The following is a 26085-nucleotide window of genomic DNA, read 5'->3' on the forward strand; positions in this document are numbered from 1 at the left end:
AGAACAACAAATTAAATTTCTAACCAAAAAGGCGATTGAATTAAATATGCAACTAATTGATATTTAACAATATAAATAAAAACGTCAATGGTAGTGTTTTTGGTTTTGAAGATCAGGAATTAAAGCGCAAGTAAGTTTAAACCAAAAATGTATCGAGAACCCTGCTTAGAGGTTCTCGATACATTTTTTAAAGTCGGAGATTTTTTTTTAAGCTATACTATTTTTGGAAGCTTTAAAAAACACTCGAACTGACGGCGAGCCTAACGTCATTTTATATTGCTTTTTTTAGAATACAAATTATACCTCGAAGCGACGGAAGTTATTTCGATTTTTACATTCGTCAGTTCGAGTGTTTTTGGTTTTGAAGATTAGGAATTAGAGGGCAAGCAAGTTTAAACCAAAAATGTATGGAGAACCCTGCTTAGAGGTTCTCGATACATTTTTTAAAGTCGGAGCTTTTTTTTTAAGCTATACTATTTTTGGAAGCTTTAAAAAACACTCGAACTGACGCGATAGTTGTAACGTCATTTTATATTGTTTTTATTAGAATACAAATTATGCCTCGAAGAGACGTGGTGTTTTCCATTAGAGTAAAATCAAAAATAGAATAGCATTAGTCCTGAATATAGGTTTTATTTCCGTTGGAGTTAATATAATATTTTCCTCCTCTAGGACCGGTATACACTTTTTTGCCATTATACTCGCCGGTGATTTTATCTGCTACTTTCGGGGCTTTTTCATTGCTGGAAACCTCTTTCATTTTTTTGGAGACCGTCTTTTTTTCCTCTTTCATTTTGGCATCCATTTTATTCGTTGCTGCCTTTGCTTTTCCGGCTTCGGATTTCATTTCTCCTTTTGCCGCAGCTGCTTTTTTGCTTGCTGCAGCGGCTTTGGTTTCAGCTCCTTTTTTTGCTGTTTCGGCTGCTTCTTTTTTGGCGGCAATGGTCGCTTTTCTTTTTTCGTTAGCGGCTTGTTTTTTGGCTTCTTTTTCAGCCTCTTTTTCAGCCTCTTTTTTTGCCGTCTCAGCAGCCTCTTTTTTGGCTGCTATGGTCGCCTTTCTTTTTTCGTTGGCGGCTTGTTTTTTAGCTTCTTTTTCAGCTTCAGCCTTTTCCGTTTTTAGTTTTTCCGTTTTTGAAATAGGGGTTTTTTTCTTAGCGACTGCCTCTTGAGCATAGAAGCTATTGGAAATGACAAAAAACGAAAGTAATACTACTAATCTTTTCATAGTGGTTTGATTTTAAGGTTTCTATGTTAAAAATAGTAAATTATTAAATATCTTCTTATAATTTTTGGAATATTCTATTGAAAAATAAGAGTCACTTACTTTGTTTTTTATTTTGTTGTAAATCAGCTTTTTTGTGTGAATTTTATTGAAGACCTAAAAACAATTCTTTTTTTTAATCACTTGTTGTTTAAGCCGAATTAACCATTAAGGCAGAGACACTAACACACTAATTATTCCATAAGGTTAAAATGAAATTTGCGAATTCGCGGTGAATAACTTTGAGCTAATCTATTTTAGATATAACAAAAAAATCCCCGGAAAGTGAAATCCAGGGAAATTAGATGGCTTTAAAAAAATGAGATTATTGGAAATGTTTTTTAATTCCCACTTGTCACAATCTGCATGGTTTCCGTACTGATTTGTTTTAAAAGGACCGTTTTGCCGTTTTCTACTGTTAAAGCAGCATCTTCATTAAAATGTCTGATGGTGTAAAGCGTTACATTCTCAGTAAAGTCAACTTTGAAATTTTTGGATAAAATAGTATTCAGCTGTTTGAAATTATCAAATTTGTCTTCGACGCAAACCGAAAAACTAATCGCCGAGTTCTGGATCAGGTTGACTTTGATCTTGAATTGGTGAAACAAAGAAAAAATACTGCTGATGTTTTCCTCCATAATGAAAGAAAAATCAATCGAGGAAAGCGAAATCAACAATTGATTTCTTTTGACGATAAAACAAGGCAAATACGGTTCCAAAGCAGCTCCTTTTGAAACTTCTGTTCCTTCTAAGAGCGGATTGATAAAAGATTTTACATACAAAGGAATTTCTTTTTTCTGTAAAGGTTGCAAGGTTTTAGGGTGAATTACCGTGGCCCCGTAAAAAGCCAATTCGATTGCTTCTCTATACGAAATATGATTCAGCAAACGGGCATTTTCAAAATAGCGCGGATCAGCATTCATCACTCCTGGTACATCTTTCCAGATGGTCACACTGTCAGCATTCAGGCAATAGGCAAAAATGGCGGCAGTATAATCAGAACCTTCACGACCTAAAGTGGTGGTGAAATTATTCTCGTCAGAGCCTAAAAATCCTTGGGTAATATTTAAAATTTTTCGTTTTACATTTTTAGAAATGTTCTTTTGGGTCAAATCCCAATCCACTTCGGCATCTCTGTAATTCGAATTGGTTTTTATAAAACTCCTCACATCAATCCATTGGGTTTGTATGCCCATGTGATTCATGAAATGGCTAAGGATCGTTGTCGAAATCAACTCGCCATAACTCACAATTTGGTCGTAGACAAAATTGTAATTCGGCGATTTATTATGGGCTAAAAAGTATTCCAAATCACTAAAAAGAGCATTTACCGCCGTGAAAACGGCATTTTTATCATCCTCAAATAAATCCAAAAGGATTTGATTGTGGTATTTTTTCACCTCTTGAACAGAGGATTGCAAGGCTGCCGATTTATCGAAATAGTCTTTAATAACCGCTTCAAGCGCATTGGTGGTTTTTCCCATGGCCGAAACCACCAGAAGCACATCTTCATAACCTACCTTTTGCAGCACATCGTAAACGTTTTTAACTCCCGCTGCATCTTTGACGGAAGCGCCACCAAATTTGAATACTCTCATAGTATTTAGAATATAATTTTAATTTTCTTTATTTTAATTTGTTCTCGATGAAATGGTCGATCCCCATTTCGTCCATTTGCACAACAGACCAGTCTTTTAAATACTTCGCCCCGGTTTTTTCGTAAAACTCGATAGCCGGAGTATTCCAGTCCAGCACATGCCAGTCAATCCGGCGAACCTGATCTTTCTTGGCCTGCTTGATGATTTCAGAATATAAGGCATAACCCAAGCCAGTACCTCTCATTTTTTCCTTGACAACCAAATCTTCCAAATGAAGGATCTTTCCTTTCCAGGTAGAATAACGGTAATAATACAAGGCGATACCTACAATTTCCTTCGGGTCCGATTCAATTTCGGCAACAAAAACATGAAATAGCGGATTAGCACCAAAACCATCTCGAATTAAATCGGCAACAGTGATCAGGACGGCATCCGGCTCTTTTTCAAAATCGGCCAGTTCCTGAATCAGTCCTAAAACGGCTTTCATGTCCTCAGGCTTTCCTCTTCTAATATTCATAATTCCCTGTTTTTTGTGATTAAAAGCAGTTTTATCGATAGTATTTCAGACTGTTTTATCAGCAAATATACAATAGTGATAAACTAAGTAAATATTATTGAATTCATTTTCACAAAAAAAACGATATTTGTGACTTCAAATTAACTACAACGATTTCGTAATGAAAGAACGCAATAAGACCTTAGGGGAATTTATCATCGAAAACCAAAATGCTTTTCAGTATTCATCAGGTGAATTATCCAGAATTATTAATTCAATTAGATTGGCGGCCAAGGTGGTCAACTACAAAGTGAACAAAGCGGGACTGGTTGACATCGTAGGAGCGGCCGGAGAACAAAATATTCAGGGAGAAGACCAGCAAAAATTGGATGTATATGCCAATGAGGTTTTTATCCAGACTTTAATAAATAGGGAGATTGTATGCGGTATCGCTTCCGAAGAAAATGATGATTTTATTACCGTAGAAGGCAGCGATCAAAGTCATAACAACAAATATGTGGTTTTGATGGATCCGCTCGATGGTTCTTCAAATATTGATGTCAATGTTTCGGTGGGGACTATTTTTTCGGTTTACAGGAGGATCACACCCATAGGCACACCAGTTACATTAGAAGATTTTCTGCAGCCGGGAATCAATCAGGTGGCTGCAGGCTATGTGATTTATGGTACTTCCACCATGATTGTTTATACCACCGGTCATGGCGTAAACGGATTTACATTAAACCCCGCTATTGGAACCTTCTATTTGTCGCATCCCAATATGCAGTTTTCTAAAGACGGCTCTATTTATTCGATAAATGAAGGGAACTATGTTCATTTTCCCCAAGGAGTCAAAAATTATATCAAGTATTGTCAATCCGAAGAAGGAGATCGCCCTTATACTTCCCGTTATATAGGTAGCTTGGTTTCGGATATTCACAGAAACATGATTAAAGGCGGAATTTATATTTATCCCACAAGTTCCAAGGCCCCAAAAGGGAAATTGCGTTTGTTGTACGAATGCAATCCAATGGCTTTTATAGTCGAGCAGGCCGGCGGGAAAGCCTCTGATGGTTTTGGAAGAATTATGGAAATTCAGCCCACGGAACTACATGAAAGAGTTCCTTTTTTCTGTGGCAGCTTTAATATGGTGGAAAAAGCCGAAGAATTCATGCACGATGCCAAATTAAGCAAGTACTAAAAGTAAAAAAGCTTTTTTTAATAGTAACGAAAAAGAGTAGAAAACCTGGATTTCTACTCTTTTTCCTTTTTTATCAATTTTAATAAAAAGTAGAATCGTAGCGTTTGCAGGGTCAGGACCAATATCATTAAGTTGAGCTGTTTCAGTTGTCACTTCGAAGCATAATTTTTTACCAAAAAAAGCAATATGATATGAAATCCACAGTGTCACCTCGAGCGGAGTCGAGAGGCCTCAATGATCATTAAGTTGAGCTGTTTCAGTCTTCACTTCGAAGCATAATCTTTCACCAAAAAAAACAATTTGATATGAAATCGACAGTGTCACCTCGAGCGGAGTCGAGAGGCTTCAATGTAAAAAACGTCAATGGTAGTTGTGAGTTGTCGGTTGATTTCCATCACTTCGAAGCATAATTTTTTACCAAAAAAAGCAATATGATATGAAATCCACAGTGTCACCTCGAGCGGAGTCGAGAGGCTTCAATGTAAAAAATGTCAATGGTAGTGATTTTGAGTATTAATGCCATAGCTTTAATGTTTAAAATTGTATCGAGAAGCCAGCTAGGCGAGCATCTCACTCGTACCCAAACCAACTAAAACACCACAAACTATAATCCTAAAAACGGCAGTCTGTTTTGCAATAAACAGCGTTTACGGTTTTCCGTAAAATCCCTGAATCAAAAGGAGTTACTTTTGAGAAAAAGATATAAATCCAATTTTTTTATAAGTATTTTCGGTATTAATTTGTATATTTGAAAACAATTAGGCACGCTGTTTGTCAGATCTATCTACCTGATTCACGGGTGATAAATCGGACATCGTCAGACCTATATGCAAGTTGACAGAAATATTAGCAGAAAATGAGAAAATTTGAGGATTTACAACACCTCTTTTAGCTCCCAATTAGTAAAATTATTTTAAAATGAAAAAAATACTTTTAATATTAGTAATTTCTTTTTCAATGGGATTTACTACAGTAAATATTAATAAAAAATTATCAAATGAACAGTCATTTGAAGTTCTCTTGTTTAATAAATTAAACGAAATAAAATGCAATGATTTCGGCACAATTGATGCTTTATTAAACTCTTTAGATGGTTTTTATATGGAAGGTAAATCTTCTGACCAAACAATGGATATTTATAAACTTAAATCATCTTATAAAAAATACATATCTATAGGTGTTTATGTAGAATATAAAGGTTTCAGATTTGAATCAATTAGTCCAGCAATATATAATTACATTTTGAAGAACGGTGTGTATAAAGAAAAATTCTCTAAAAAAGATTTCTTTATGTTGGTTTATAAAATTGGTAATGAAGAATATCTTTTAAAAAAATCATATCATAACGGACAATCTTATTATCTTGTCGATACTTATTGCGCTTACGATTAATAAATGAAAAATTATAATTTAATATTCGCCCTTTTATTAACAGCCTTGTCTTTTATTCAAATTAGAGGGCAAAATATTAAATATGCAATGTTTAATTGTTCATCTGAACAGCTCACAAATTATCTAAATTCAAGTAAAGAATATTCCATAGGTAAGAATTACTATTCCGCAAAAAACACAAAATTTACCATTCAGTTTTACAATACAACAGGGATTTACGCAAATTATAAAATAAGAAATTACACTTATTTCACAAATATCGTATCAATCATAAATTCTTATGCACTTTTTAAATTTAAATATTGTTCTGATTATAACTCACCTATTATTTATAGACATGACACTTCAAATGGTAACATAATCAGATATAATTATGATGAACTTGTAATACAAATTCAATATCCTTCATCTGTAAATTCATTTCTCGATAGCAATTTTGAATTTACGCCTGTATTTGTTTGTACAAGTAAAGTTTCATATGCCTATCATACAAATATAAAATGTGAAGGATTACAAAATTGTGAATCTCAAATAGCTAAATCAAATATAAAGGAAGCTAAAAAATATGGATATAAAATATGTGGAATTTGCACAAGCAACTAACTATTAAGAATTATGAATAAAGAAGATGAATTACATAGTGAAATAACGGAAATCTGGAAAATTCTGTTGAGTGCTAAAGAATGCCTACTATATTCATTTTATTTACATAAACCAAACACTAAAGAAGAAGTTGTTTATCTAAACGAATCCGCAGATTTTATTTTTATCCGTGGAATTTTATGGAAAATGGCAGTTACAGAATTATCTAAACTATTTACTGAATCTAAAAAAAGAGACAGATTTAATATATTTCATTTTATAAGTAAACATAAAAAAGATGGCTATTTCAGAAATCTAGGTATTGATGATAGAACTATCACAAAATGGGAAAATGAAATTGAAAATAATAAACAGACAATTATAGAAATTATTACTTTAAGAGATAAAGCTTATAGTCACACAGATTCAAATTTTAACGAACACAGTTCGGAATTAACGTTTGAACAAACCGAAAAACTAATTTTATTTATTGAAGAAGTCATAAAGGATATATATATTAAAGTTTTCAATTCTAATGTAGCAATAGACAAAGGAAGATTTAATAGAGAAACATTTGATATAATAAAAATTTTAGCTATTGAAAAACAAAAAGTATTAAGGTAATTTGATTATTGAAGTACAAAAATACTTCTGGCAACCGTTGTTTTGATATAGTGAGGTTTTAGTGGAATTACCGTCTCGCATCATATTTTCTGTAAAGCAGAAAGTTGAAAGGTTACGAATTTCTCACCATCTCAAAGCAGCAAACCGTTAGGTATTTGTTTACACGTTACAGTCTCTTTTTTTGTTTTTATATAAAATTAGGAATTTTATTTTTTCAATAGTTTCTCTAAATACTCCACCTTATCTTTTTCAGCCTGAACTAAACGTTCGTAAAGCTTTTTGTTTTCTTCAAAAACTTCAATTAATTTTTCGATAGAATTGAAACTTGGTTGATAATTAAATAATGCACCATTATCATGATTATTAACTGTATTTCCAATAATATTAAAAACTGCTTCTTCTGAAAAATTTTTTAGAACCGCTTCATTTACGCCCAGTGCTTTTGCAACTTCAATTAATTTTTCATCTTCAATAGTTTCACTGTTTTCCATATTAGAAACCGTTTGCTGACTCACGCCCAATGCAATTGCCAATGCTTCTTGTTTCATCTCTCGCAATTCTCTAATGCGACTGATGTTGCGTCCGATGTGTTTTGATTTTGTAGTTGTATTCATAATTCAAAGATATTAAATCAGTACGACATTTTTTTTGGTAAAATACCAAAGCGGTATGGTGTTATACAAACGGAATTGGTAGGCTACGGCCGGAACTGTTCGGAACTTGCTATGACCTAAACAAAAATACAGTTTTTCAGACATTATATCAATTTAAAAAAGTAAAATTATGAAAGCAATTGAATTTTCACAGCAAAAAGAATTGGAGACAGCAATTAAAGATCATATCAAGACAGCTGCTATTTACTGTTTCGGTAAACGTGTAACAACGTATAGTTCAAATCACACTATTTATCCTGATAAGGGGATACAAAAAAAGCACACTCATTTGTACCTCTTAGTTCTTGTAGAGGAAACCATAGAAAATGCGACCAATGACATTAGTGATAAGATAAAAACAAAAACAGATGGGAGTATTACTGTAACGCTTCTTATACACCAACTCGGTAATCTTAAAAAAATGTACGACGACCAGCAGTACTTTTTCTGGAGCATCATGCAAAACTCAGAGTTGTTATTCCAAGATGCATACAAACCTCCTTATCTAATTACTAATGGGACTCCAAAAAGAAATCTAAAATTAACATCGCTTTATGCAGCAAATAGGAAGAATAATATTTCCACTATTTGGAGCTGGGTGTACAATGATGATGAAGTTAATTCTTCAGATGAAGTGAAAATGTCTGGTCTTCATCAAATAGTAGAACAAACGTGTTTGTCTTTGATCCGTGTTTTTCTGGGATATACGCCCAATCACTTTTCATTAGACTACCTATTTAATCTTTGTGAATACTTCACCGCTATAAGTACGGAGCTTTTCCCTCGTAAAACTCGGGAAGATCAATCCATGTTTAAACTACTAAAGCAGCAACCCAGTGCGTTACGTTTTAGCAAAGCTAATGATGTTGATTATTTGTATTATCAGTTACTGGAAAGAAGATGTACTAAATTTAAAAACGAAGCGGAAGTTTTGATACAAAAAGAACTTGATCGACTCAAGGAAATTGAAAATAAACAGGATTAAAACGTGCCAGTTTTTTCCATGGAAGACACAGAAAGACATTCAACTTTTTAAAATACTCAGCTGACCTTTACAGGCTATACATTATAGTGGCGATGATCATGTTAATTATAAAAACATGGATTTGCTTCAAACACGATGCAACAAGTTTGCCAATGATGCAAATAGTATTGTCAGACAAGAATTGGAACACATCCAAAATCAGAATATTACTTAAACTTAAAAAGCATTAGTTATGTACCATAATATTTTAACCCAGAAAGAATACCCACAGCATAGTCAAATAAAAAAAGTAGTTAAACTGCTGCTGGAGTTTATAGCAATAGATACCATATATTTTTCAAAACACTTTGAGCAGCCTTCTAATATTGGCATCATCACTGTTATCCTCAGCAAAAGCAGTCCTCATTTTTACGAGGATGTTTGCGAGTACGCATGGAAAATATTCAAGTCCCATCCTGAATTTTCATTCGCGATTTTTGATAATAGATGGGTAAAGTTAGAACTCAAAAGGTGCAATCCATTTTTAATTATGAATTGTAGTGAAAGTCAACTGGTGTATGGTGCCACTAATCACAAAAGTGTCAATGTCAAAAAAATAAATATCAAGCAACTGATAAAAAAGACTGGAAAAAGATTCCAGATTTATACTTCGTCCTGTAATGTTATCGATCGGGATTTAAGATACTACCGAAGTAATCACTTTTTAATGGCGGCGTATAACATGCACCAACAATTCCGCTACCTGTTTATAAGTGTCTCCTGGTTTTTGTCAGGAGAATGGTCCTTTGATCAAAGTCTTAAGGAACAACAAAGTCACCTCCGAATGTTTTCCAGTTTACTGGGCAATACGTTTGATTCCGAAAAGTAAGAAGAATGGTTTGTTCTAAAGCAATTAGACAATGCCTGTAAAGCAATTCAATGGGATAAGGAAATAGAACCCATAAGTGCAGAAACTTTGGAAGTAGCATCTGTCAAATTGGATGGAGTTAAAAAAGAGGTTGGAAGATTATTTCGGGCATATATGGAGAAAGCAAAAAAAACAATAGAAGACTATGGAAACAAATAAAATTAAAACATTAGAAGATTTAGAAATTCTCGCGAGGAAAAGCTTTGTAATACTGCAACCGGATAGTCGAAAAGGACATTACAATATCACTTTACCGGTTAAAAGTTACATAGAATTGCATTGGTTCATATTGGACATTGTAAAACTTTCACTGATGGCGCTTGACGCTGAACAAGGGTCAGTGACAACTATTGAAAATCCCTGCATTGCTATTCGAGGCGTACTGGAAATTGTGTTGCGGCTTGTTCCATTGGAGGAAGCTGAATTATTGGATAAAATTCATGAAATGATTAGGAGCGATGATTCAGAACAAAATGAAACTACCAGCCTTAAAGAATAGAATTATGGAAACAAATGATAATGAAGATGTTAAGGATTTTATTGAAGAAATAACAACAGCGGACTTTTTTATGACAATCATCCCTGATAACCGTGAAAAGGCTGTTTGTTATGCCCAACTAAGTTTTTTTTCAGTTATGTGGAATTGTTTTTTACTCTAGGAGATTTATTGAAAATTTCACTTCATACTCTTTATAATGATGGACTTGAATATTCGGGGCAAATAGCAGATCCCAGTTTTCATGTTGCAAGTCTTTTGGAAATCGCAATTCAGCTTCTACCATGCGGTGAAGCGGAAGCATTAGACGAATGTCATAAGCTAGTCTTAAAATTAAAAAAGGAGAAGAAGTCGTAGGACGGGTCAGGACCAATATCATTAAGTTGAGCTGTTTCAGTCGTCACTTCGAGCTAGCATTTTTTGCTAAAAAAGCAATATTAAATGACGTTTTATGCTTGTGCTCAATTAAATTCAAATTGCTATTATTTCCAAGATTCAATTGTCCTTAGCTTCCGCAGTCGAGCGTCAAATGTTTGAAGAAGTCGTAAAAACAAAAACTGTTTGAGCGAAGCGAGTTTTTTTGTTTTAGACTTCGAAAACTAATTTGACCGACGAGGAAGCTCAGACTTGATTTTTTTGTTTCTTTTTTGATCAAGCAAAAAAGAAAATTGGTAACCTAAATTTTTTTTCTTTTAACAAAAACGTCAATGGTAGTGATTTTGAGTATTAATGCGATAGCTTTAATGTTCAAAATTGTATCGAGAAGCTTGTGAAACATAAGGGTTCTCGATACTTCGCAATAATTTTCTATCGCAAATTAGTACTCAACTCGAACTGACGAATCCTTAACTTAACGACATTGGGGTCACGGGATAGGGCAATCACTAATCAATGGAATGGATGGTGCATGGATAGTGCATGGATAGTGCATGGATAGTGCATGGATAGTGCATGGATAGTGCATGAGTAATGTATGAAAAACAGAGCCGAAAAGAAGACTCATTTTCCTCAGGATGTTCAGAGCGTTATGGTCAAAAAAAAACTTTACAATAGCTTACTTCTAATAACTATTAAAAAGCACTTAAATAAACAGGAAATCGAAATAGGATTGAAATCTTTACAAACGAAAAAGCGATTAAGTTAAAATCAGTTTTAACTTAATCGCTTTTTTAATAAACTAAGAAAGAGGAGGAGATTTTTACCATCCTCGTTTTTAGCGGAAGTTTTTGTATTATTTGTTCATGTTTTGCATTTCAAATACAAAAGTGTCCAAATCTACTTTTTTATCTACTAAAGAAAGAGCTTTAGCGATAATGTGCTTAACATTTCCCGGAGTGAAACCCAGGGCAAGACCTATTCTTTGCAAAAGGATTTCCTGTTTGTCTCCCAGTTGATGATCCACGTGGACCATTCGGGCTAAATCATATAAACGCTCCAATCTTTGGGTGTATAAATACGGCGGGTTGATTGGGTACTTTAACGGGTTTTCTAAAATTTCTTCATACTCCTCGGCAGAGATTTCTAGTTTAGTAGCTAATTTGTCTAGAAAGTTTTTTTCTTCTGGAGCGAAATTCCCGTCAGCCAGGGCTACGCGAACAATGGCAGAGAAATGACCTTTATTTCGTTGTTTAAATTCGCTATCAAATAAATCTGAAAATGACATAATTAATTTGTTTTTTGTTGTCTCACAAAGATAATTCAATTTTTAAATTAATAATTTCAATTCAGGTTTAATTTCGTAATAAATTTCTTTTTTTTAAACAGAAATTTAATTTTTGGATTCAAAGATTCAAAACTAGGATTTTCAAAATAAATCGTAAGTTTACAAGCCCAATAATAAATTAATTAAAACCAACCTATGTCGCAGTTTTGGATTTACTTTCAAATAGGATTACAACACGTTTTGGACATCAAAGCCTATGATCATGTTTTATTTTTAATCGCTCTTGCAATTCCTTTTTCTTTTAAAGATTGGAAACGAATCGTTTTATTGGTGACCCTTTTTACAGTGGGGCACACGATGGCTTTGTTGCTTTCGGTGATGGGGATTATTGTCATAAAAGTAAATGTGGTCGAGTTGTTAATTCCTATTACGATACTGATAACGGCATTGTTTAACCTTTTTACCGCAGGTAAATCGAATAAGAAGGAGAGTATTAATTTGATTTTTTTTGTAACCCTTTTCTTTGGTATCATACATGGCCTGGGTTTTTCAAATTATTTCAAATCACTTCTTGGAGGAAGTGCAAGTTCTAAATTACTTCCTTTGGCCGAATTTGCTTTGGGGATTGAGGCGGCCCAAATTATTGTGGTTTTTGTGGTGTTGATTTTGTCGTATATTGTACAAACCGTTTTTAGATTTTCTAAAAGAGATTGGACTCTGGTGATGTCGGCATTTGTGATTGGAGTGGTTTTGCCAATGATTATTGACAATGAAATCTGGATGAGATAATAAATGGAGAAGAAAAAATTAAATAAATACGATAAAGCCTATCTTAGGATAGCAACCGAATGGGGGCTTTTGTCTTATTGCGAGCGCAAGAAAGTGGGGGCAATAATCGTTCGCGACCGAATGATTATTTCTGATGGTTATAATGGAACACCAACTGGGTTCGAAAATTGCTGTGAAGACCATGAAGGATTGACGCGTTGGGATGTTCTGCATGCCGAAGCCAATGCCATCCTAAAAGTGGCCAGATCAACGCAGTCTTGCGAAGGAGCTACTTTATATATTACACTTTCTCCTTGTAAAGAATGCAGTAAATTGATTCATCAATCCGGTATAAAAAGAGTAGTCTATCACCATGGTTATCGTGACGATTCCGGAATCCAGTTTTTAATTAAGGCCGGAGTAGAAGTAGAGCATATTCCTATATTAGAAGAATAAATGAAAACCAATTCTAAATATTTTCCAATCATCATTTGTGCTACTCTTGCTTTTGGAGTGGTGCTTGGCGGATGGTTGAATTCTTCTGACGAAAGTCATTTTTTAGCAACAAACAATTCGAAAGGAAAGCTAAACAGTCTAATTGACTTTATTGATAACGAATATGTAGATAATGTAAATACAGATTCTATTGTCGATAGGACTGTTGATGCTATTTTGGGGCAATTAGATCCGCATTCTGTTTATGTTCCGCCAAGCGAACAGGTTCAGGTGGCTGAGAATATGAAAGGAGATTTTGTTGGGATTGGTGTGAGTTTTTATATGCATAATGATTCTGTTGCGGTAATAAAACCCGTCGAAAACGGTCCTTCTGCCAAGGCGGGAGTCAAAGCGGGAGATCGAATTCTTTATGCCGGAAAGACAAAATTATATGGAAGAAAATGGCCTAGCGACAGCTTGTTTTCTAAGTTAAAAGGCGTACAAGGTTCTGTTGTGGAACTTACAATCTACAGGAAATCCGAGCGCAAAAGAATCAAATTAAATGTCATTCGGGATGTGGTGCCGTTAAAAAGTGTCGATGCGGCTATACTTTTAAATGACAGCACGGGCTATGTTAAAATCAATCGTTTTGCCGAAACTACTTTTGCAGAATTTAAAACCGGATTGACGAAACTGAAAAAAGTAGGAGCTAAATCACTGCTTATAGATGTTAGGGATAATGGAGGCGGCTATATGGAAGAAGCTATTGCTATCGCCGATGAATTGTTGAAGAACAAGCAGTTGATTGTTTTTACCAAAAATAAAAAGGGAAAGATTCAGAAAACATTTGCCACTAAGAAAGGTGATTTTGAAAGCGGAAAAGTTTTTGTGCTAATCAATGAGAATAGTGCTTCAGCAAGTGAAATTCTTGCCGGTGCAGTTCAGGATAATGACAGGGGGATTATCATTGGTCGTCGTTCTTTTGGTAAAGGTTTGGTGCAGAGAGAAATGGATTTTGAAGACGGATCAGCAGTAAGGTTGACCGTTGCCCGATATTACACGCCAACGGGGCGCTCCATTCAGAAACCTTATTCTAAAGGAAATGAAGCTTATCTTAGGGAATCGGAATCTCGTTTTGCAAATGGGGAATTGTTCAATAAAGACAGTATTAAAGTAGCCGACAGTCTAAAGTTTAAAACACCAAAAGGAAAAATTGTTTATGGTGGAGGTGGTATCGTTCCGGATTTGTTTGTTCCTATTGAAACAGAACATGGCGATATTAATGTGTCTTATTTGATGCAAACGGGAATCGTTGGCAGGTTTGTTTTTGAAGAATTGGATAAAAACCGAAGTCTTTTTAAAAATGTTGCTTTTGGGAAACTTAGCGCTAAAATGAATGCGAGTGATTTGTATTTTAACTCCTTTCAAAAGTACCTTTCAAAAATGGGTCTGGATGTAAATTTAAGAGGCAGCAAAGCCTTGGTGAAACGTTATCTTGAAGCAGAATTTGCCCGACAATTGTTTGGCGAAAATTATTATTACAAAATTATTTTAAAGGAGGATGCCATGATTAAAAGAGTTTTGAGTAAGTTAAAATAGCTATACAAAAACCATTATACCAATTTTGGCAGGATTTATAAATGAGTCCATTTTTTTATAGTCTCTGGAAATTATTGTGTCAAATAAGTATATTGACTTTTGATTTCGAACCTTAAGTGACTATTTTCTAATACTGTCGTGTGCGTGGGTCTGAATGCCGTTATTCCATAAAGTAAGAATGTCTGTAGCTACAGCGGCTCCGCTTCCTGCGGCAATGGATAATTGGCTTCTCCAGCCGGCAAGTGTTCCTGCGACATAAATGCCTTCGGCCACTTTGTGATCTGTGTTTTGTAGTTGTATGCGTTGTTTTTCGGGCAGTGATTTTTGATGAGGCGCGATGTACTGCATCAATCCCTCAATGGCGAAGGTATTTGCTGCTCCAATGGCGACCACAATTATTTTAGACTGATAGCTGTTTTTGTTTGTAGTGATCGTGAATTCAGGGTAGGCTCCTTCTATTTTTAGAACTTTCTCGTTAGGAATTTGAATTATGTGTGGATAGGTTTCGGATAAATCCCTCGTACTTTCAATTAACAAATCAGATCCTAGTTTTCCCGGTGGGATTCCGTAGGCGTTGTTAAAAACAGCTTCTTGAAGTGAAGATGTTTTTTGGTGGGTAAAAACACCTATTTTTTTATTGAGGGCAAAGGTTTTGTCTTTTGCAGAGCCTAAGACCAGAGCACAGGATATTCCTGAAACTCCGCCGCCAATAATAAGGACATCAAACATGATTATAGTTTGTCTTTCATTTTTTCTTCTATTTTTTTAGACATTCTAAAAATTAAAAGAATCAACATTGCGCAGAAAGAGGCTGCAATTCCAATAAAAGCAACTATACTATCTCCTTGAAAAGGATTTTTGAAATCCAGTAGTGTAATATTGAAAATGATAAGCGCCAGTGCTAAAACTACTAAGATGTTAGTAAAGATTTTCATAAGTTGGTTTTTTATTTCTGTTATAAATTCAAGATATTCAGTCTGTTTTGAATTTACACTACAATCCAAGTAAACTTAGGATTATTTTTACAGCGATAATTAGGGGGTAAATTTATAAAATTATTTTTTAGAGAAACAAACCTTTAACATTCGCTGCGAATAATTTAACAGCAATAGCCAAAAGGACCACTCCAAAAGTCTTTCGAACAACGCCAAGACCGTTTTTTCCCAGCATTCTTTCTATTTTAGAAGAGGATTTCAAAACAATGTACACCAAGATAACATTAAGGAGTATCGCAATGATGATATTGGTGGTGTGGAATTGTGATTTCAATGAGAGTAAGGTGGTCATGGTGCCTGCTCCGGCAATCAAAGGAAAAGCAAGCGGAACTATTGAGGCTGAACTTGCTTCTTCGTCTCTGTAAATACGTATTCCTAAAATCATTTCCAGTGCTAAGAAGAATAATACAAAGGAACCTGCTACAGCAAAAGAGTTAACATCGATTCCAATGATGTCCAAAAGTTCTTCACCAACAAAAAGAAAGGTAATCAGGATGATTCCGGAGACTGTCGAGGCTTTTTCGGATTCGATATGTCCAAACTTGGTTCTTAAATTTATAATAATTGGAATAGAACCAATAATGTCAATTACTGCAAACAGTACCATTCCTACGGTAATGATTTCTTTTAAGTCTAATCCCAGCATAGTTTTTTTTTGTGAGCAAAGTTAAACTTTTTGATTTATTATTGGTTAATATGAGGACTAAGTGTTTTATTTTAATTTATTTGGTTAAGGATATGCGGATAGTCTTGTTAGGGCTGGGATTCTGATGTGTTTATCGTTGCTTAGCTCTGTGTTGGATTTTGTGTAAAGGTTAAAGTTGGTTTTTATCCGGGGAATAATAGGATACTTTAATTACCTTTGCGCTTAATTATTAAGTGCTACAAAGTAATGTTTCAATTAGGAAAAACCATCGTCTCAGAAGACATTTTAGAAAAAGAATTTGTTTGCAATTTATCTGCCTGCAAAGGGGCTTGTTGTGTTGACGGCGATGCCGGCGCGCCGTTGAGTCTTGATGAAACCAAAATCTTGGAGGAAATCTATCCTAAGGTAAAGCCTTTTTTGCGCAAGCAGGGTATCGAGGCAATCGAATCTCAGGGAACTTGGGTCACTGGCGTTGACGGTGATTTTGAAACGCCTCTAATTGACAATAAGGATTGTGCTTATGTGATTTTTGATGGTAAAACAGCTTTGTGCGGAATTGAACAAGCGTATAATCAAGGGATAATTGACTGGAAAAAACCTGTTTCCTGTCATCTTTATCCTATTCGTGTTAAGGATTTCACTGAGTTTGCTGCTGTCAATTATGACAAATGGGATATTTGTGATGCTGCCTGTTCTTTGGGTCAGGAGCTTGAAGTTCCTGTATATAAATTTGTTAAAGAAGCTCTGGTTCGAAAGTTTGGTGAAGACTGGTATGCAGAGCTTGAAAAAGTCGCCGAAGAGTTAAAAAAGCAATAAGAGAAAAGTATTTTTTTTATTTGTTTTTTGCTTTTATAAATCCTATATTTTACGGCACTTAAGAGGTTTTTGCATTTTGTAAAACACTCATATTCAATTATATATAAATAAGCTTTAAAAATATTCTATTTCTGTCCTTTGTTAAAAACTAGGGCCGATTGTGAATAAGTTTGGCTTTTAATTGCCGCAATATTTCACAATCTTTGTAACTCTCAAAAAGTATTAAATTCCGTTAAAATCTTTTAAAAAATAAAATTATAATGTCGCAAATTGAACCAATTTTACAAGAGAATAAAAATCGTTTCGTAATTTTTCCTATCAAACATCATGATATTTGGGAATGGTATAAGAAGATGGAGGCCAGCTTTTGGACTGCAGAAGAAATTGATTTATCGCAAGATTTGAATGATTGGAACAATAAGTTAAATGAAGATGAAAGGTATTTCATTAAACACATTCTCGCTTTTTTTGCTGCATCTGATGGAATTGTAAATGAGAATTTGGCTGAAAACTTTGTCAATGAGGTGCAATATGCTGAAGCGAAATTTTTCTATGGTTTTCAAATCATGATGGAAAACATTCACAGTGAAACCTATTCTTTATTGATTGATACTTATGTCAAAGATGAAACAGAGAAAGATGAGTTGTTTAATGCTTTAGAAGTTTTCCCAGCGATTAAGAAAAAAGCGGATTGGGCTTTAAAATGGATCGAATCGGATTCTTTTGCCGAACGATTGATTGCTTTTGCAGCCGTTGAAGGGATTTTCTTCTCGGGAGCATTTTGTTCTATTTATTGGTTGAAAAAACGTGGCTTAATGCCGGGATTGACCTTCTCTAATGAATTGATTTCCCGTGACGAAGGTGTTCACTGTGATTTTGCGGTGCATTTACACAACCATCACCTGATCAATAAAGTGCCAAAAGACAGGATTAGAAGTATCATTGTGGATGCTTTGAATATCGAAAGAGAATTTATTACGGAGTCGCTTCCGGTAAGTTTAATAGGGATGAACGCTACTTTGATGACACAATATTTGGAATTTGTTGCCGATCGATTGTTAGTCGAGCTGGGTTGTGACAGAGAATACAATACTTCAAATCCATTTGATTTCATGGATATGATTTCGCTTCAAGGAAAAACAAATTTCTTTGAAAAGAAAGTGGCCGAATATCAGAAATCAGGTGTGATGAATACCGATAGTGATGCTCAAAAAATATCTTTTGACGCAGATTTTTAAAATTCAAAACCTTTATTGAACCTATAGTTAATTAGTTCTTAACTGGTTTGATTTTTGTTGAATATCTTCCTGTTACTGCGGCTTTAGCCCGGATAGCAGTGGAAATCCTTTTATTTTTTTTAATAAAAGATTAGCTCACTTAACTTTTATTTCCATAGGAGTTCAGTGAATTTCAGTTGCAAGATCCCGATAGTTATCGGGAAGCGGGAATAAGTTCCAAAAAAAAGAATACAAATAACGAAAAACAGCGAAGGGATTTTCTGTTTTAAAAAAACAAACAAAAGTATGTACGTAGTAAAAAGAGACGGTCGTAAAGAACCGGTAATGTTCGACAAAATCACAGATAGAATTAAAAAACTATGCTATGGTTTGAATGATTTGGTAGATGCCGTGAAAGTGGCGATGCGAGTAATTGAAGGACTTTATGATGGAGTTTCTACGTCAGAACTAGATAATTTAGCAGCCGAAACCGCGGCTTCGATGACTATTGCGCATCCTGATTATGCGCAATTGGCAGCGAGAATTGCGATTTCGAATTTGCATTCCAATACCAAAAAATCATTCTCGGAAACGATGAACGATATGTTTCATTATGTGAACCCGAGAAATGGACAAGATGCGCCATTGTTGTCTGAGGAGGTACATAAGGTAATTATGGAAAATGCGGAATTTTTAGATTCGCATGTGATATACAACAGAGATTTCAATTACGATTATTTTGGTTTTAAAACACTGGAACGTTCGTATTTGTTAAAGATCAATGGAAAAATAGTAGAGCGTCCGCAGCATATGTTGATGCGTGTTTCGGTTGGGATTCACTTAGATGATTTGGAATCAGTGATTGAGACGTATGATTTGATGTCGAAGAAATTCTTCACGCATGCCACGCCAACCTTGTTTAATGCCGGTACTCCAAAACCTCAGATGTCTTCCTGTTTCCTTTTGGCCATGCAAGACGATAGTATTGACGGGATTTATGATACTTTGAAACAAACGGCAAAAATTTCGCAATCAGCAGGAGGAATAGGGCTTTCTATTCATAATATTCGTGCTACGGGAAGTTATATTCGCGGAACTAACGGAACCTCAAACGGAATTGTTCCGATGTTGCGTGTTTTTAATGATACCGCTCGTTATGTAGATCAGGGCGGAGGAAAGCGCAAAGGAAGTTTTGCGATTTATATCGAGACTTGGCATGCCGATATTTTTGAATTTTTGGACTTAAAAAAGAATACCGGAAAAGAAGAAATGCGTGCCAGAGATTTATTTTTTGCCATGTGGACTTCGGATTTATTCATGAAAAGAGTACAGGAAGACAGTTATTGGACTTTGATGTGTCCTAACGAGTGTCCGGGCTTGTATGATGTTTATGGCGAAGAATTTGAAGCCTTGTACGTAAGTTATGAGCAGCAAGGAAAAGGAAGAAAAACCATCAAAGCACATGAGCTGTGGGAGAAAATTCTGGAGTCGCAAATCGAAACCGGAACTCCTTATATGTTGTATAAAGATGCGGTTAACAGAAAATCAAACCAAAAGAATCTGGGTACGATTCGTTCATCGAATTTGTGTACGGAGATTATGGAATTTACTTCCAAGGATGAGATTGCAGTTTGTAACCTGGCTTCGTTGTCATTGCCAATGTTTGTTGAGAATAATGAATTCAACCACGAATTATTATTTACCGTTACAAAACGCGTAACCAGAAACTTGAATAGAGTTATTGACAGAAATTATTATCCTGTAAAAGAAGGAGAGAATTCGAATAAACGCCACAGGCCTATTGGTCTTGGAGTACAAGGATTAGCGGATGCTTTCATCATGTTGCGTATGCCTTTTACCAGTGATGCGGCTAAAAAGCTGAATCAGGAAATCTTTGAAACCCTTTACTTCGCTGCCGTAACGGCTTCGATGGAAATGGCCAAAGAAGAAGGTCCGTATTCTACTTTTGAAGGTTCGCCAATGTCTCAAGGAGAGTTTCAGCACAATATGTGGGGGATGAAAGATGAGGAATTATCTGGTCGTTGGGATTGGGCTTCATTGAGAAAAGAAGTGATGGAACACGGCGTTCGTAATTCATTGTTAGTTGCGCCAATGCCAACCGCTTCTACATCTCAAATTTTAGGGAACAACGAAGCATTTGAGCCCTATACTTCTAATATTTATACCCGTCGTGTATTGTCAGGAGAATTCATCGTGGTAAACAAACATTTGTTGCATGATTTAGTAGAGCTTGGTTTATGGAATGAAAGCCTGAAACAGGAATTAATGCGAAATAACGGTTCGGTTCAAGCTCTTAATATTCCGCAGGATTTGAAAGAATTGTACAAGACCGTTTGGGAAATGTCGATGAAAGACATTATCGATATGTCACGTCAACGTGGTTATTTTGTGGATCAATCGCAGTCATTGAACCTGTTTATGCAAAATGCCAACTATTCGAAATTGACCTCTATGCATTTCTATGCTTGGCAATCCGGATTGAAAACAGGAATGTATTACCTAAGAACAAAAGCGGCTGTTGATGCCATTAAATTCACATTGAACAACGATAAAAAAGCAGAACCAATTGAGGTATTGTCGAGAGCTGTTGCAGTTCCTGTTGCCACTGCTCCGGTAGAATTGACTGCTGAAGAGTACAGAGCAATGATCGAATTGGCTAAAAATGCCGATCCGGATGATTGCGAAATGTGTGGGTCGTAAGGATTTCGCAATGATGAATGTTTTTTGATCGAAATTCTACAATACATAGCTTCTTTGTCATTTTGACGAAGGAGAAACCTAAAGCAGCTATCCATTATGGATAGCTGCTTTTTTTTTAGTTATTAAAAAATAAAATTGCGGTTTATTGATGTATAATTTAGTTTGATTGGAATTATAGCCTGCTGATAATTGGTTATATTTGAGCAAGTTATGCTTTGTTGGTTTTTTATTTTTTTAAAAGACACTAAAAACTGTAAAATATGAAAAATATAGAATTTACAATTACGGATGATTTGCTGGCGACTAAACAGCAGCGTCTTCTCAATTTAATCATCGATTTGCTGTTTCTCTATATCATTATATTGAGTGTTGGGACAGCTATTATGCTTATAGGAGAAGCTTCTTATAATTTGGCCCTTTCTGATTGGATCAAGTCTATGGGTTGGCTTGAAATTGTTTTTTACAGCTTATTGATCATGTTTTTGTACTATAGCCTGACCGAGATTTATTTCTCTCGAACTTTTGCTCAACTGGTTACCAGAACTGTTGTTGTGAAGAAAGACGGTTCGAAACCTGATAATGCAATGTTCTTCAAAAGAACATTATTTCGGTTCATTCCTTTTGAACCTTTTTCCTTTTTGGGCGCTTCATCAAGAGGATGGCATGATATTTTTTCGGAGACTTATGTAGTCAAGAAAAGGAAGTTGGCCAGAAAAATGAAATTAATCGAAACTTAGCGGAAACTGCGGAAGCATCGTTTGAAACAATAAAAAGAACCATCATTAACGATGGTTTTTTTGTTTTAAACACTTGCTTTTTTCTATATTCGCTACTTGTAATTTAATAGAATTTAAATAGTAAAAATGAACTGGGAACAACTCTTATCACTAAAACGCCAAGGCGATACCAGCAAGCGATTGCGAATAGAACAAGATGATACCCGTTTGGGATTTGAGGTAGATTACGACCGGATTATTTTTTCGGCAGCTTTCAGGAGCCTGCAAGATAAGACGCAGGTGATTCCGCTTTCTAAGACGGATTTTGTCCATACCCGATTGACGCATAGTTTAGAAGTTTCCGTTGTTGGGCGTTCTTTGGGACGTTTGGTTGGCAAAAAGATTATTGAAAAATATCCGCATTTGAAAGAAGTGCATGGTTTTCATATGAATGATTTTGGGGCTATTGTGGCTGCGGCATCATTGGCTCATGATATAGGGAATCCACCTTTTGGTCACTCAGGCGAAAAAGCCATCGGAGAGTATTTTTCGATTGGAAATGGTCAGCAATATAAAAACCAAGTTACTGAAAAAGAATGGCAGGATTTGGTCGATTTTGAGGGCAACGCCAATGGTTTTTCGGTTTTGACGGCAAGTCGTCCCGGAATAGAAGGCGGACTCCGAATTTCCTATGCCACTTTGGGTGCTTTTATGAAATACCCTAAAGAGAGTCTTCCAAAAAAACCAACAAAAAACATTGCTGATAAAAAATACGGATTCTTCCAAACGGATAAAAAATTCTTTCAGGAAGCGGCTAAAGATATGGGATTGATTTCCAATAAAACCGGTGATGATATTGGTTTTGAAAGACATCCTCTTGCGTATTTAGTTGAAGCGGCAGATGATATTTGCTATACTATTATTGACTTTGAAGACGGAATTAATTTGGGCTTGGTCTCAGAAGATTTTGCTTTAGAGTATCTGATTAAATTGGTCAAAGACAGTATCGATACTTCAAAATACAAGACCTTAGAGACTAAAGAAGATCGAATAAGTTATCTGCGAGCCTTGGCTATCGGTAGTTTGATCAATGATGCCGTAAAAGTGTTTGTTGCTAACGAAGAAGCGATTTTGGCAGGGCAATTCCCTTTTGCCTTAATGGACAAAAGTAAGTATAAAGTGCAGATGGACGATATTATTAAGATTAGCGTCAACAATATTTATCAAAGCCGCGAAGTCATTGAAAAAGAAATCGTTGGTTACCAGATCATACAGACTTTGTTGGATAAATTCATAACGGCTTATAATAATAAATTTAACGGGCATGCGTCAAATTATGATGCGTTGATCTTGAAGCTATTGCCAGAGAAACATCTTTTGGAAAAGGAAAACATCTACGAAAGATTGCTTCATATTTGCCATTTTATTTCCTTGCTTACAGATGGAAACGCATTGGAATTGTACGAAACAATCAATGGACGCAAGAAAGATTAATTGCTAAAAAACATACTCTAAACCTACGCCTAAAACTTGTTTTAATTGCAGTTTTGGGCCGACGGTTGTTTGTACTCCGTTAATTTCTTCTTTGGATTTAATATCGTCGTCATAGACAAAATGGGCTCCAATATTTGCCTTGACATATTGGTTTACCACTAAATTCAATTGGGTGTTACAATCAATGTCAATATTGCCGAAATTATTGATGTAATCAGAGTATAAACTCAGTCGATTTTCGAAAATTATATTTTTAAAAATTTCTTTTTTTAAGTAACTGGTTACCAGAAAACCAAGCTCGGTTTTTGATTTTTTTCCTTCATAAATTAAGTTTCCGTCAACGTCATAAACCGCTTTGTTGACACCAAAAGCCCCTTGATTTGCTAAATATTGGTCTAAAACGAGCGTGTTTTTCATCGTAACAGGCGAGATGTAAAGGTTTTCGTCTTTTTTCTTACTGGAATATTCTGCTCCGGCTCCTAAGAAAGTATAGGCGGGGGCAAAAAGTCTCGAAATGGCGATTTCTCTATTGGGATATTTGTAACCGTTTGTAAACTGGGTATTGAAGGTAAATTTTGCCGAATGATACCAATTAGAAGTACTGTCTTTTCTGTAACCGATGGTGGAGTTGTAACGAAAGGCATCGTCTGTTTTTCTAAGATCCAGGCCATCCTGTTTGTTTACGCCATAACGAACAATTAGTTCTTCGACCCATTTGACATTTTTATTAGAATAAGTTAGAACAAAGCTCCCTTTAAACAATCCTGAAATAGAACTTTCCCCTCCTGAACTCCAGTTCATAAAAGCAATTTCGCTAAAATCAAAACCAACAGTGTTTTTGCCGTTCCAATTTGAAACGTTTTTAGGTTTAGGGCTTACAATGTCTTGGGAGAAGCTGTTTATGGTGAATAATAATACAAGTGTCAATAAGGTGTTGCATGCTAACTTTGTCATGAATGTCAATGTTTTTTAGATGGGCAATATAATTATTTTAAATAGTTTAAAAAAATTAGTTCAAGGGTGTTAACGTTAATATTACAACATTGTTGTAGTTCTTCAACGGTACCCTGCTCGATAAACTCATCGGGAATTCCTAATATTTTTACTTCCGAAGTATAATGATGTAGAGCCGAAAATTCGAGAATCGCAGTACCAAATCCTCCTGTAATGGCGCCATCTTCGATTGTTATTATGGTTTTGAATTTCTTAAAAATAGCATGCAGTTCTTTTTCATCCAGCGGTTTGACAAATGCGAAGTTGTAGTGCGCAATTTCGTCCGGATTGGCTATTTTGGTTAAAGCCAAAGTGACGTTTTTAGCTATTGGTCCATTGGATAAAACGGCTATTTCAGTTCCTTTCTTTAAGCAACTAGACGAGCCAATGGCTATTTTTTCATAGTGACCGAAATTTACGGATTCCCAATCAGTAATCATACCACGACCGCGTGGGTATCGAATAGCTATTGGGTTTTTTAGTCCTAATTGTGCGGTGTATAAAATGTTTTGGAGGTCAATTTCATTCAAAGGAGAAAAAATAATCATGTTGGGAATGCAACGAAGATAAGCCAAGTCGAACACGCCATGATGGGTGGCGCCATCTTCTCCTACCAGTCCAGCTCTGTCCAAACAAAAAATGACGGGCAAATTTTGTAGAGCGACATCGTGGATTACTTGGTCATAAGCTCGTTGTAAAAATGTCGAGTAGATGTTACAATAAACGATCATTCCCTGTGTTGCCATTCCGGCTGAAAGTGTAACGGCATGCTGCTCGGCAATTCCCACATCAAAAGCGCGATCCGGCAAGGCTTCCATCATAAATTTGAGGGAACTCCCAGAAGGCATTGCGGGGGTGATTCCAATGATTTTTTCATTTTTTCGGGCTAGATCCAAAAGAGTCAGGCCAAAGACGTCCTGGTATTTTGGAGGGAGATTTTCCTCTACTTTTGTATGTATTTCTCCGGTATTGGCGTCAAATTTCCCAGGAGCATGGTATTTCACCTGATCTTCCTCGGCTTGTTTCAACCCTTTTCCTTTTGTGGTGATTACGTGAAGGAATTTTGGTCCTTTTATTTTTTGTAATCGTTTCAATTCTTTGATTAAAGCAAAAATATCATGTCCGTCGATAGGTCCTGAATAATCAAAATTCAATGACTTTATCATGTTGTTCTGTCTTGGATTCTTTCCGTTTTTGACAGCAGTTAAATATTTTTTTAACGCGCCTACGCTGGGATCGATTCCAATAGCGTTATCGTTAAGAATTACTAATAGGTTGGCATCGGTTACTCCGGCGTGATTTAATCCTTCAAAAGCCATCCCTGAAGCTATGGAGGCGTCGCCAATTACTGCGATGTGTTGCTTGGAGTGTTCCCCTTTTAAATTAGAGGCAATTGCCATTCCCAAGGCTGCCGAAATGGAAGTGGAAGAATGGCCTACGCCAAAGGCATCATAAATGCTCTCGCTTCTTTTTGGGAAACCGGAAATGCCGTGCAATTGACGGTTGGTATGGAAAATTTCTCTTCTTCCTGTAAGGATTTTATGTCCGTAGGCCTGATGTCCCACATCCCAAACTAATAAATCCTCTGGGGTGTTGAATACATAATGCAGGGCAATAGTCAATTCGATTACACCTAAACTCGCGCCGAGATGTCCTTCCTTTACAGATACAACATCGATTATGAAATTACGTAATTCCTGAGCGACTTGAGGAAGTTGGGTTTCGTCAAGCAGGCGTAAATCCTCGGGATTGTTTATGTTTAAAAGTAAATTTTCTGGCATAAGGCAAATGTACGAATTGAATTCCTATTTTTGTAAACAATAGGTT

Annotated in this window: 27 protein-coding genes; 16 read left to right on the forward strand and 11 right to left on the reverse strand. The window is 35.6% G+C overall.

The genetic code is table 11. The features are described 5' to 3' along the window. Positions 1-613: 613 nt before the first annotated feature. The 3 genes from BUB25_RS06630 to BUB25_RS06640 form a co-directional block, all read right to left on the reverse strand. The gene (locus BUB25_RS06630) at positions 614-1225 is read right to left on the reverse strand and encodes a hypothetical protein (protein WP_072942125.1); all 612 of its coding nucleotides are present in this window, start codon (positions 1223-1225) and stop codon (positions 614-616) included. A 377-nt stretch (positions 1226-1602) separates the two neighbouring features. Continuing rightward, positions 1603-2859 (reverse strand): aspartate kinase, encoded by a 1257-nt coding sequence (locus BUB25_RS06635; protein WP_072942127.1) that lies wholly within the window; start codon positions 2857-2859, stop codon positions 1603-1605. Positions 2860-2887: 28 nt separating this feature from the next. Continuing rightward, positions 2888-3376, reverse strand: coding sequence for a GNAT family N-acetyltransferase (locus BUB25_RS06640; protein WP_072942129.1), 489 nt, complete (start codon positions 3374-3376; stop codon positions 2888-2890). A gap of 160 nt (positions 3377-3536) precedes the next feature. Here BUB25_RS06640 and fbp point away from each other — a divergent pair, with 160 nt between their 5' ends. The 4 genes from fbp to BUB25_RS06665 all read left to right on the forward strand — a co-directional run bounded on the left by fbp (position 3537) and on the right by BUB25_RS06665 (position 7154). Beyond that, complete coding sequence (gene fbp / locus BUB25_RS06645; RefSeq protein WP_072942131.1) at positions 3537-4556, forward strand: class 1 fructose-bisphosphatase; 1020 nt, start codon at positions 3537-3539, stop codon at positions 4554-4556. A gap of 918 nt (positions 4557-5474) precedes the next feature. Continuing rightward, the gene (locus BUB25_RS06655; RefSeq protein ID WP_072942135.1) at positions 5475-5948 is read left to right on the forward strand and encodes a hypothetical protein; all 474 of its coding nucleotides are present in this window, start codon (positions 5475-5477) and stop codon (positions 5946-5948) included. A gap of 3 nt (positions 5949-5951) precedes the next feature. Continuing rightward, a complete protein-coding gene (locus BUB25_RS16340; protein ID WP_084089451.1) occupies positions 5952-6551 on the forward strand; it encodes a hypothetical protein in 600 nt (199 codons plus the stop codon). 12 nt (positions 6552-6563) lie between these two features. Further along, positions 6564-7154 (forward strand): AbiU2 domain-containing protein, encoded by a 591-nt coding sequence (locus BUB25_RS06665; RefSeq protein ID WP_072942137.1) that lies wholly within the window; start codon positions 6564-6566, stop codon positions 7152-7154. 206 nt (positions 7155-7360) lie between these two features. On the opposite strand, the gene BUB25_RS06670 is transcribed toward BUB25_RS06665, so the two are convergent. Further along, positions 7361-7768 (reverse strand): helix-turn-helix domain-containing protein, encoded by a 408-nt coding sequence (locus BUB25_RS06670; protein WP_072942139.1) that lies wholly within the window; start codon positions 7766-7768, stop codon positions 7361-7363. Positions 7769-7937: 169 nt separating this feature from the next. Here BUB25_RS06670 and BUB25_RS06675 point away from each other — a divergent pair, with 169 nt between their 5' ends. From BUB25_RS06675 to BUB25_RS16570, 4 genes are all read left to right on the forward strand, one after another. Next, entirely contained in the window at positions 7938-8792 is an 855-nt protein-coding gene (locus BUB25_RS06675; RefSeq protein ID WP_072942141.1) for a hypothetical protein, read from the forward strand. Between the two features lie 232 nt (positions 8793-9024). Further along, entirely contained in the window at positions 9025-9660 is a 636-nt protein-coding gene (locus BUB25_RS06680; protein WP_072942143.1) for a hypothetical protein, read from the forward strand. 184 nt (positions 9661-9844) lie between these two features. Beyond that, a complete protein-coding gene (locus BUB25_RS06685; protein ID WP_072942145.1) occupies positions 9845-10198 on the forward strand; it encodes a hypothetical protein in 354 nt (117 codons plus the stop codon). 4 nt (positions 10199-10202) lie between these two features. After that, entirely contained in the window at positions 10203-10358 is a 156-nt protein-coding gene (locus BUB25_RS16570; protein WP_170066885.1) for a hypothetical protein, read from the forward strand. Here BUB25_RS16570 and BUB25_RS16410 read toward each other — a convergent pair. Continuing rightward, positions 10350-10574: a hypothetical protein gene (locus tag BUB25_RS16410; RefSeq protein ID WP_139256891.1), complete on the reverse strand. Its 225-nt coding sequence runs from the start codon at positions 10572-10574 to the stop codon at positions 10350-10352. The two genes, BUB25_RS16570 and BUB25_RS16410, sit on opposite strands and share 9 nt — an antisense overlap. Positions 10575-11426: 852 nt before the next feature. Continuing rightward, positions 11427-11858: a tellurite resistance TerB family protein gene (locus BUB25_RS06700; protein WP_072942153.1), complete on the reverse strand. Its 432-nt coding sequence runs from the start codon at positions 11856-11858 to the stop codon at positions 11427-11429. Between the two features lie 195 nt (positions 11859-12053). On the opposite strand from BUB25_RS06700, the gene BUB25_RS06705 reads away from it, so the two are divergent. Genes BUB25_RS06705 through BUB25_RS06715 form a run of 3 tightly spaced genes read left to right on the forward strand, consistent with a single transcriptional unit; the run spans position 12054 to position 14660 of the window. Then, on the forward strand, positions 12054-12647 hold the full coding sequence (locus tag BUB25_RS06705) for a HupE/UreJ family protein (protein WP_072942155.1): 594 nt from the start codon (positions 12054-12056) through the stop codon (positions 12645-12647). Between the two features lie 3 nt (positions 12648-12650). Beyond that, positions 12651-13082 (forward strand): deoxycytidylate deaminase, encoded by a 432-nt coding sequence (locus BUB25_RS06710; RefSeq protein WP_072942157.1) that lies wholly within the window; start codon positions 12651-12653, stop codon positions 13080-13082. Continuing rightward, positions 13083-14660 (forward strand): S41 family peptidase, encoded by a 1578-nt coding sequence (locus BUB25_RS06715; RefSeq protein WP_072942159.1) that lies wholly within the window; start codon positions 13083-13085, stop codon positions 14658-14660. Between the two features lie 120 nt (positions 14661-14780). Here BUB25_RS06715 and BUB25_RS06720 read toward each other — a convergent pair whose 3' ends face one another. From BUB25_RS06720 to BUB25_RS06730, 3 genes are all read right to left on the reverse strand, one after another. Then, positions 14781-15389 (reverse strand): FAD-dependent oxidoreductase, encoded by a 609-nt coding sequence (locus tag BUB25_RS06720; protein ID WP_072942160.1) that lies wholly within the window; start codon positions 15387-15389, stop codon positions 14781-14783. A gap of 2 nt (positions 15390-15391) precedes the next feature. Continuing rightward, complete coding sequence (locus BUB25_RS06725) at positions 15392-15595, reverse strand: hypothetical protein (protein ID WP_072942162.1); 204 nt, start codon at positions 15593-15595, stop codon at positions 15392-15394. Positions 15596-15722: 127 nt separating this feature from the next. Continuing rightward, the gene (locus BUB25_RS06730) at positions 15723-16301 is read right to left on the reverse strand and encodes a MarC family protein (protein WP_072942165.1); all 579 of its coding nucleotides are present in this window, start codon (positions 16299-16301) and stop codon (positions 15723-15725) included. A gap of 246 nt (positions 16302-16547) precedes the next feature. On the opposite strand from BUB25_RS06730, the gene BUB25_RS06735 reads away from it, so the two are divergent. From BUB25_RS06735 to BUB25_RS06755, 5 genes are all read left to right on the forward strand, one after another. After that, positions 16548-17117, forward strand: a complete 570-nt coding sequence (locus BUB25_RS06735) for a DUF3109 family protein (RefSeq protein WP_072942167.1) — start codon at positions 16548-16550, stop codon at positions 17115-17117. A 260-nt stretch (positions 17118-17377) separates the two neighbouring features. After that, on the forward strand, positions 17378-18355 hold the full coding sequence (locus tag BUB25_RS06740) for a ribonucleotide-diphosphate reductase subunit beta (protein ID WP_072942169.1): 978 nt from the start codon (positions 17378-17380) through the stop codon (positions 18353-18355). A 285-nt stretch (positions 18356-18640) separates the two neighbouring features. Further along, entirely contained in the window at positions 18641-21055 is a 2415-nt protein-coding gene (locus tag BUB25_RS06745) for a ribonucleoside-diphosphate reductase subunit alpha (RefSeq protein WP_072942171.1), read from the forward strand. A gap of 260 nt (positions 21056-21315) precedes the next feature. Continuing rightward, a complete protein-coding gene (locus BUB25_RS06750) occupies positions 21316-21792 on the forward strand; it encodes an RDD family protein (RefSeq protein WP_072942173.1) in 477 nt (158 codons plus the stop codon). A 126-nt stretch (positions 21793-21918) separates the two neighbouring features. Beyond that, positions 21919-23265 (forward strand): deoxyguanosinetriphosphate triphosphohydrolase, encoded by a 1347-nt coding sequence (locus tag BUB25_RS06755; protein ID WP_072942175.1) that lies wholly within the window; start codon positions 21919-21921, stop codon positions 23263-23265. A gap of 3 nt (positions 23266-23268) precedes the next feature. On the opposite strand, the gene BUB25_RS06760 is transcribed toward BUB25_RS06755, so the two are convergent. Both BUB25_RS06760 and BUB25_RS06765 read right to left on the reverse strand, forming a co-directional pair. Next, positions 23269-24219: a DUF3078 domain-containing protein gene (locus BUB25_RS06760; RefSeq protein ID WP_072942178.1), complete on the reverse strand. Its 951-nt coding sequence runs from the start codon at positions 24217-24219 to the stop codon at positions 23269-23271. Positions 24220-24251: 32 nt separating this feature from the next. Continuing rightward, positions 24252-26039: a 1-deoxy-D-xylulose-5-phosphate synthase gene (locus BUB25_RS06765; RefSeq protein WP_072942180.1), complete on the reverse strand. Its 1788-nt coding sequence runs from the start codon at positions 26037-26039 to the stop codon at positions 24252-24254. Between the last annotated feature and the right edge of the window lie 46 nt (positions 26040-26085).

The organism is Flavobacterium granuli, assembly GCF_900129705.1.
Lineage (GTDB): Bacteria > Bacteroidota > Bacteroidia > Flavobacteriales > Flavobacteriaceae > Flavobacterium > Flavobacterium granuli.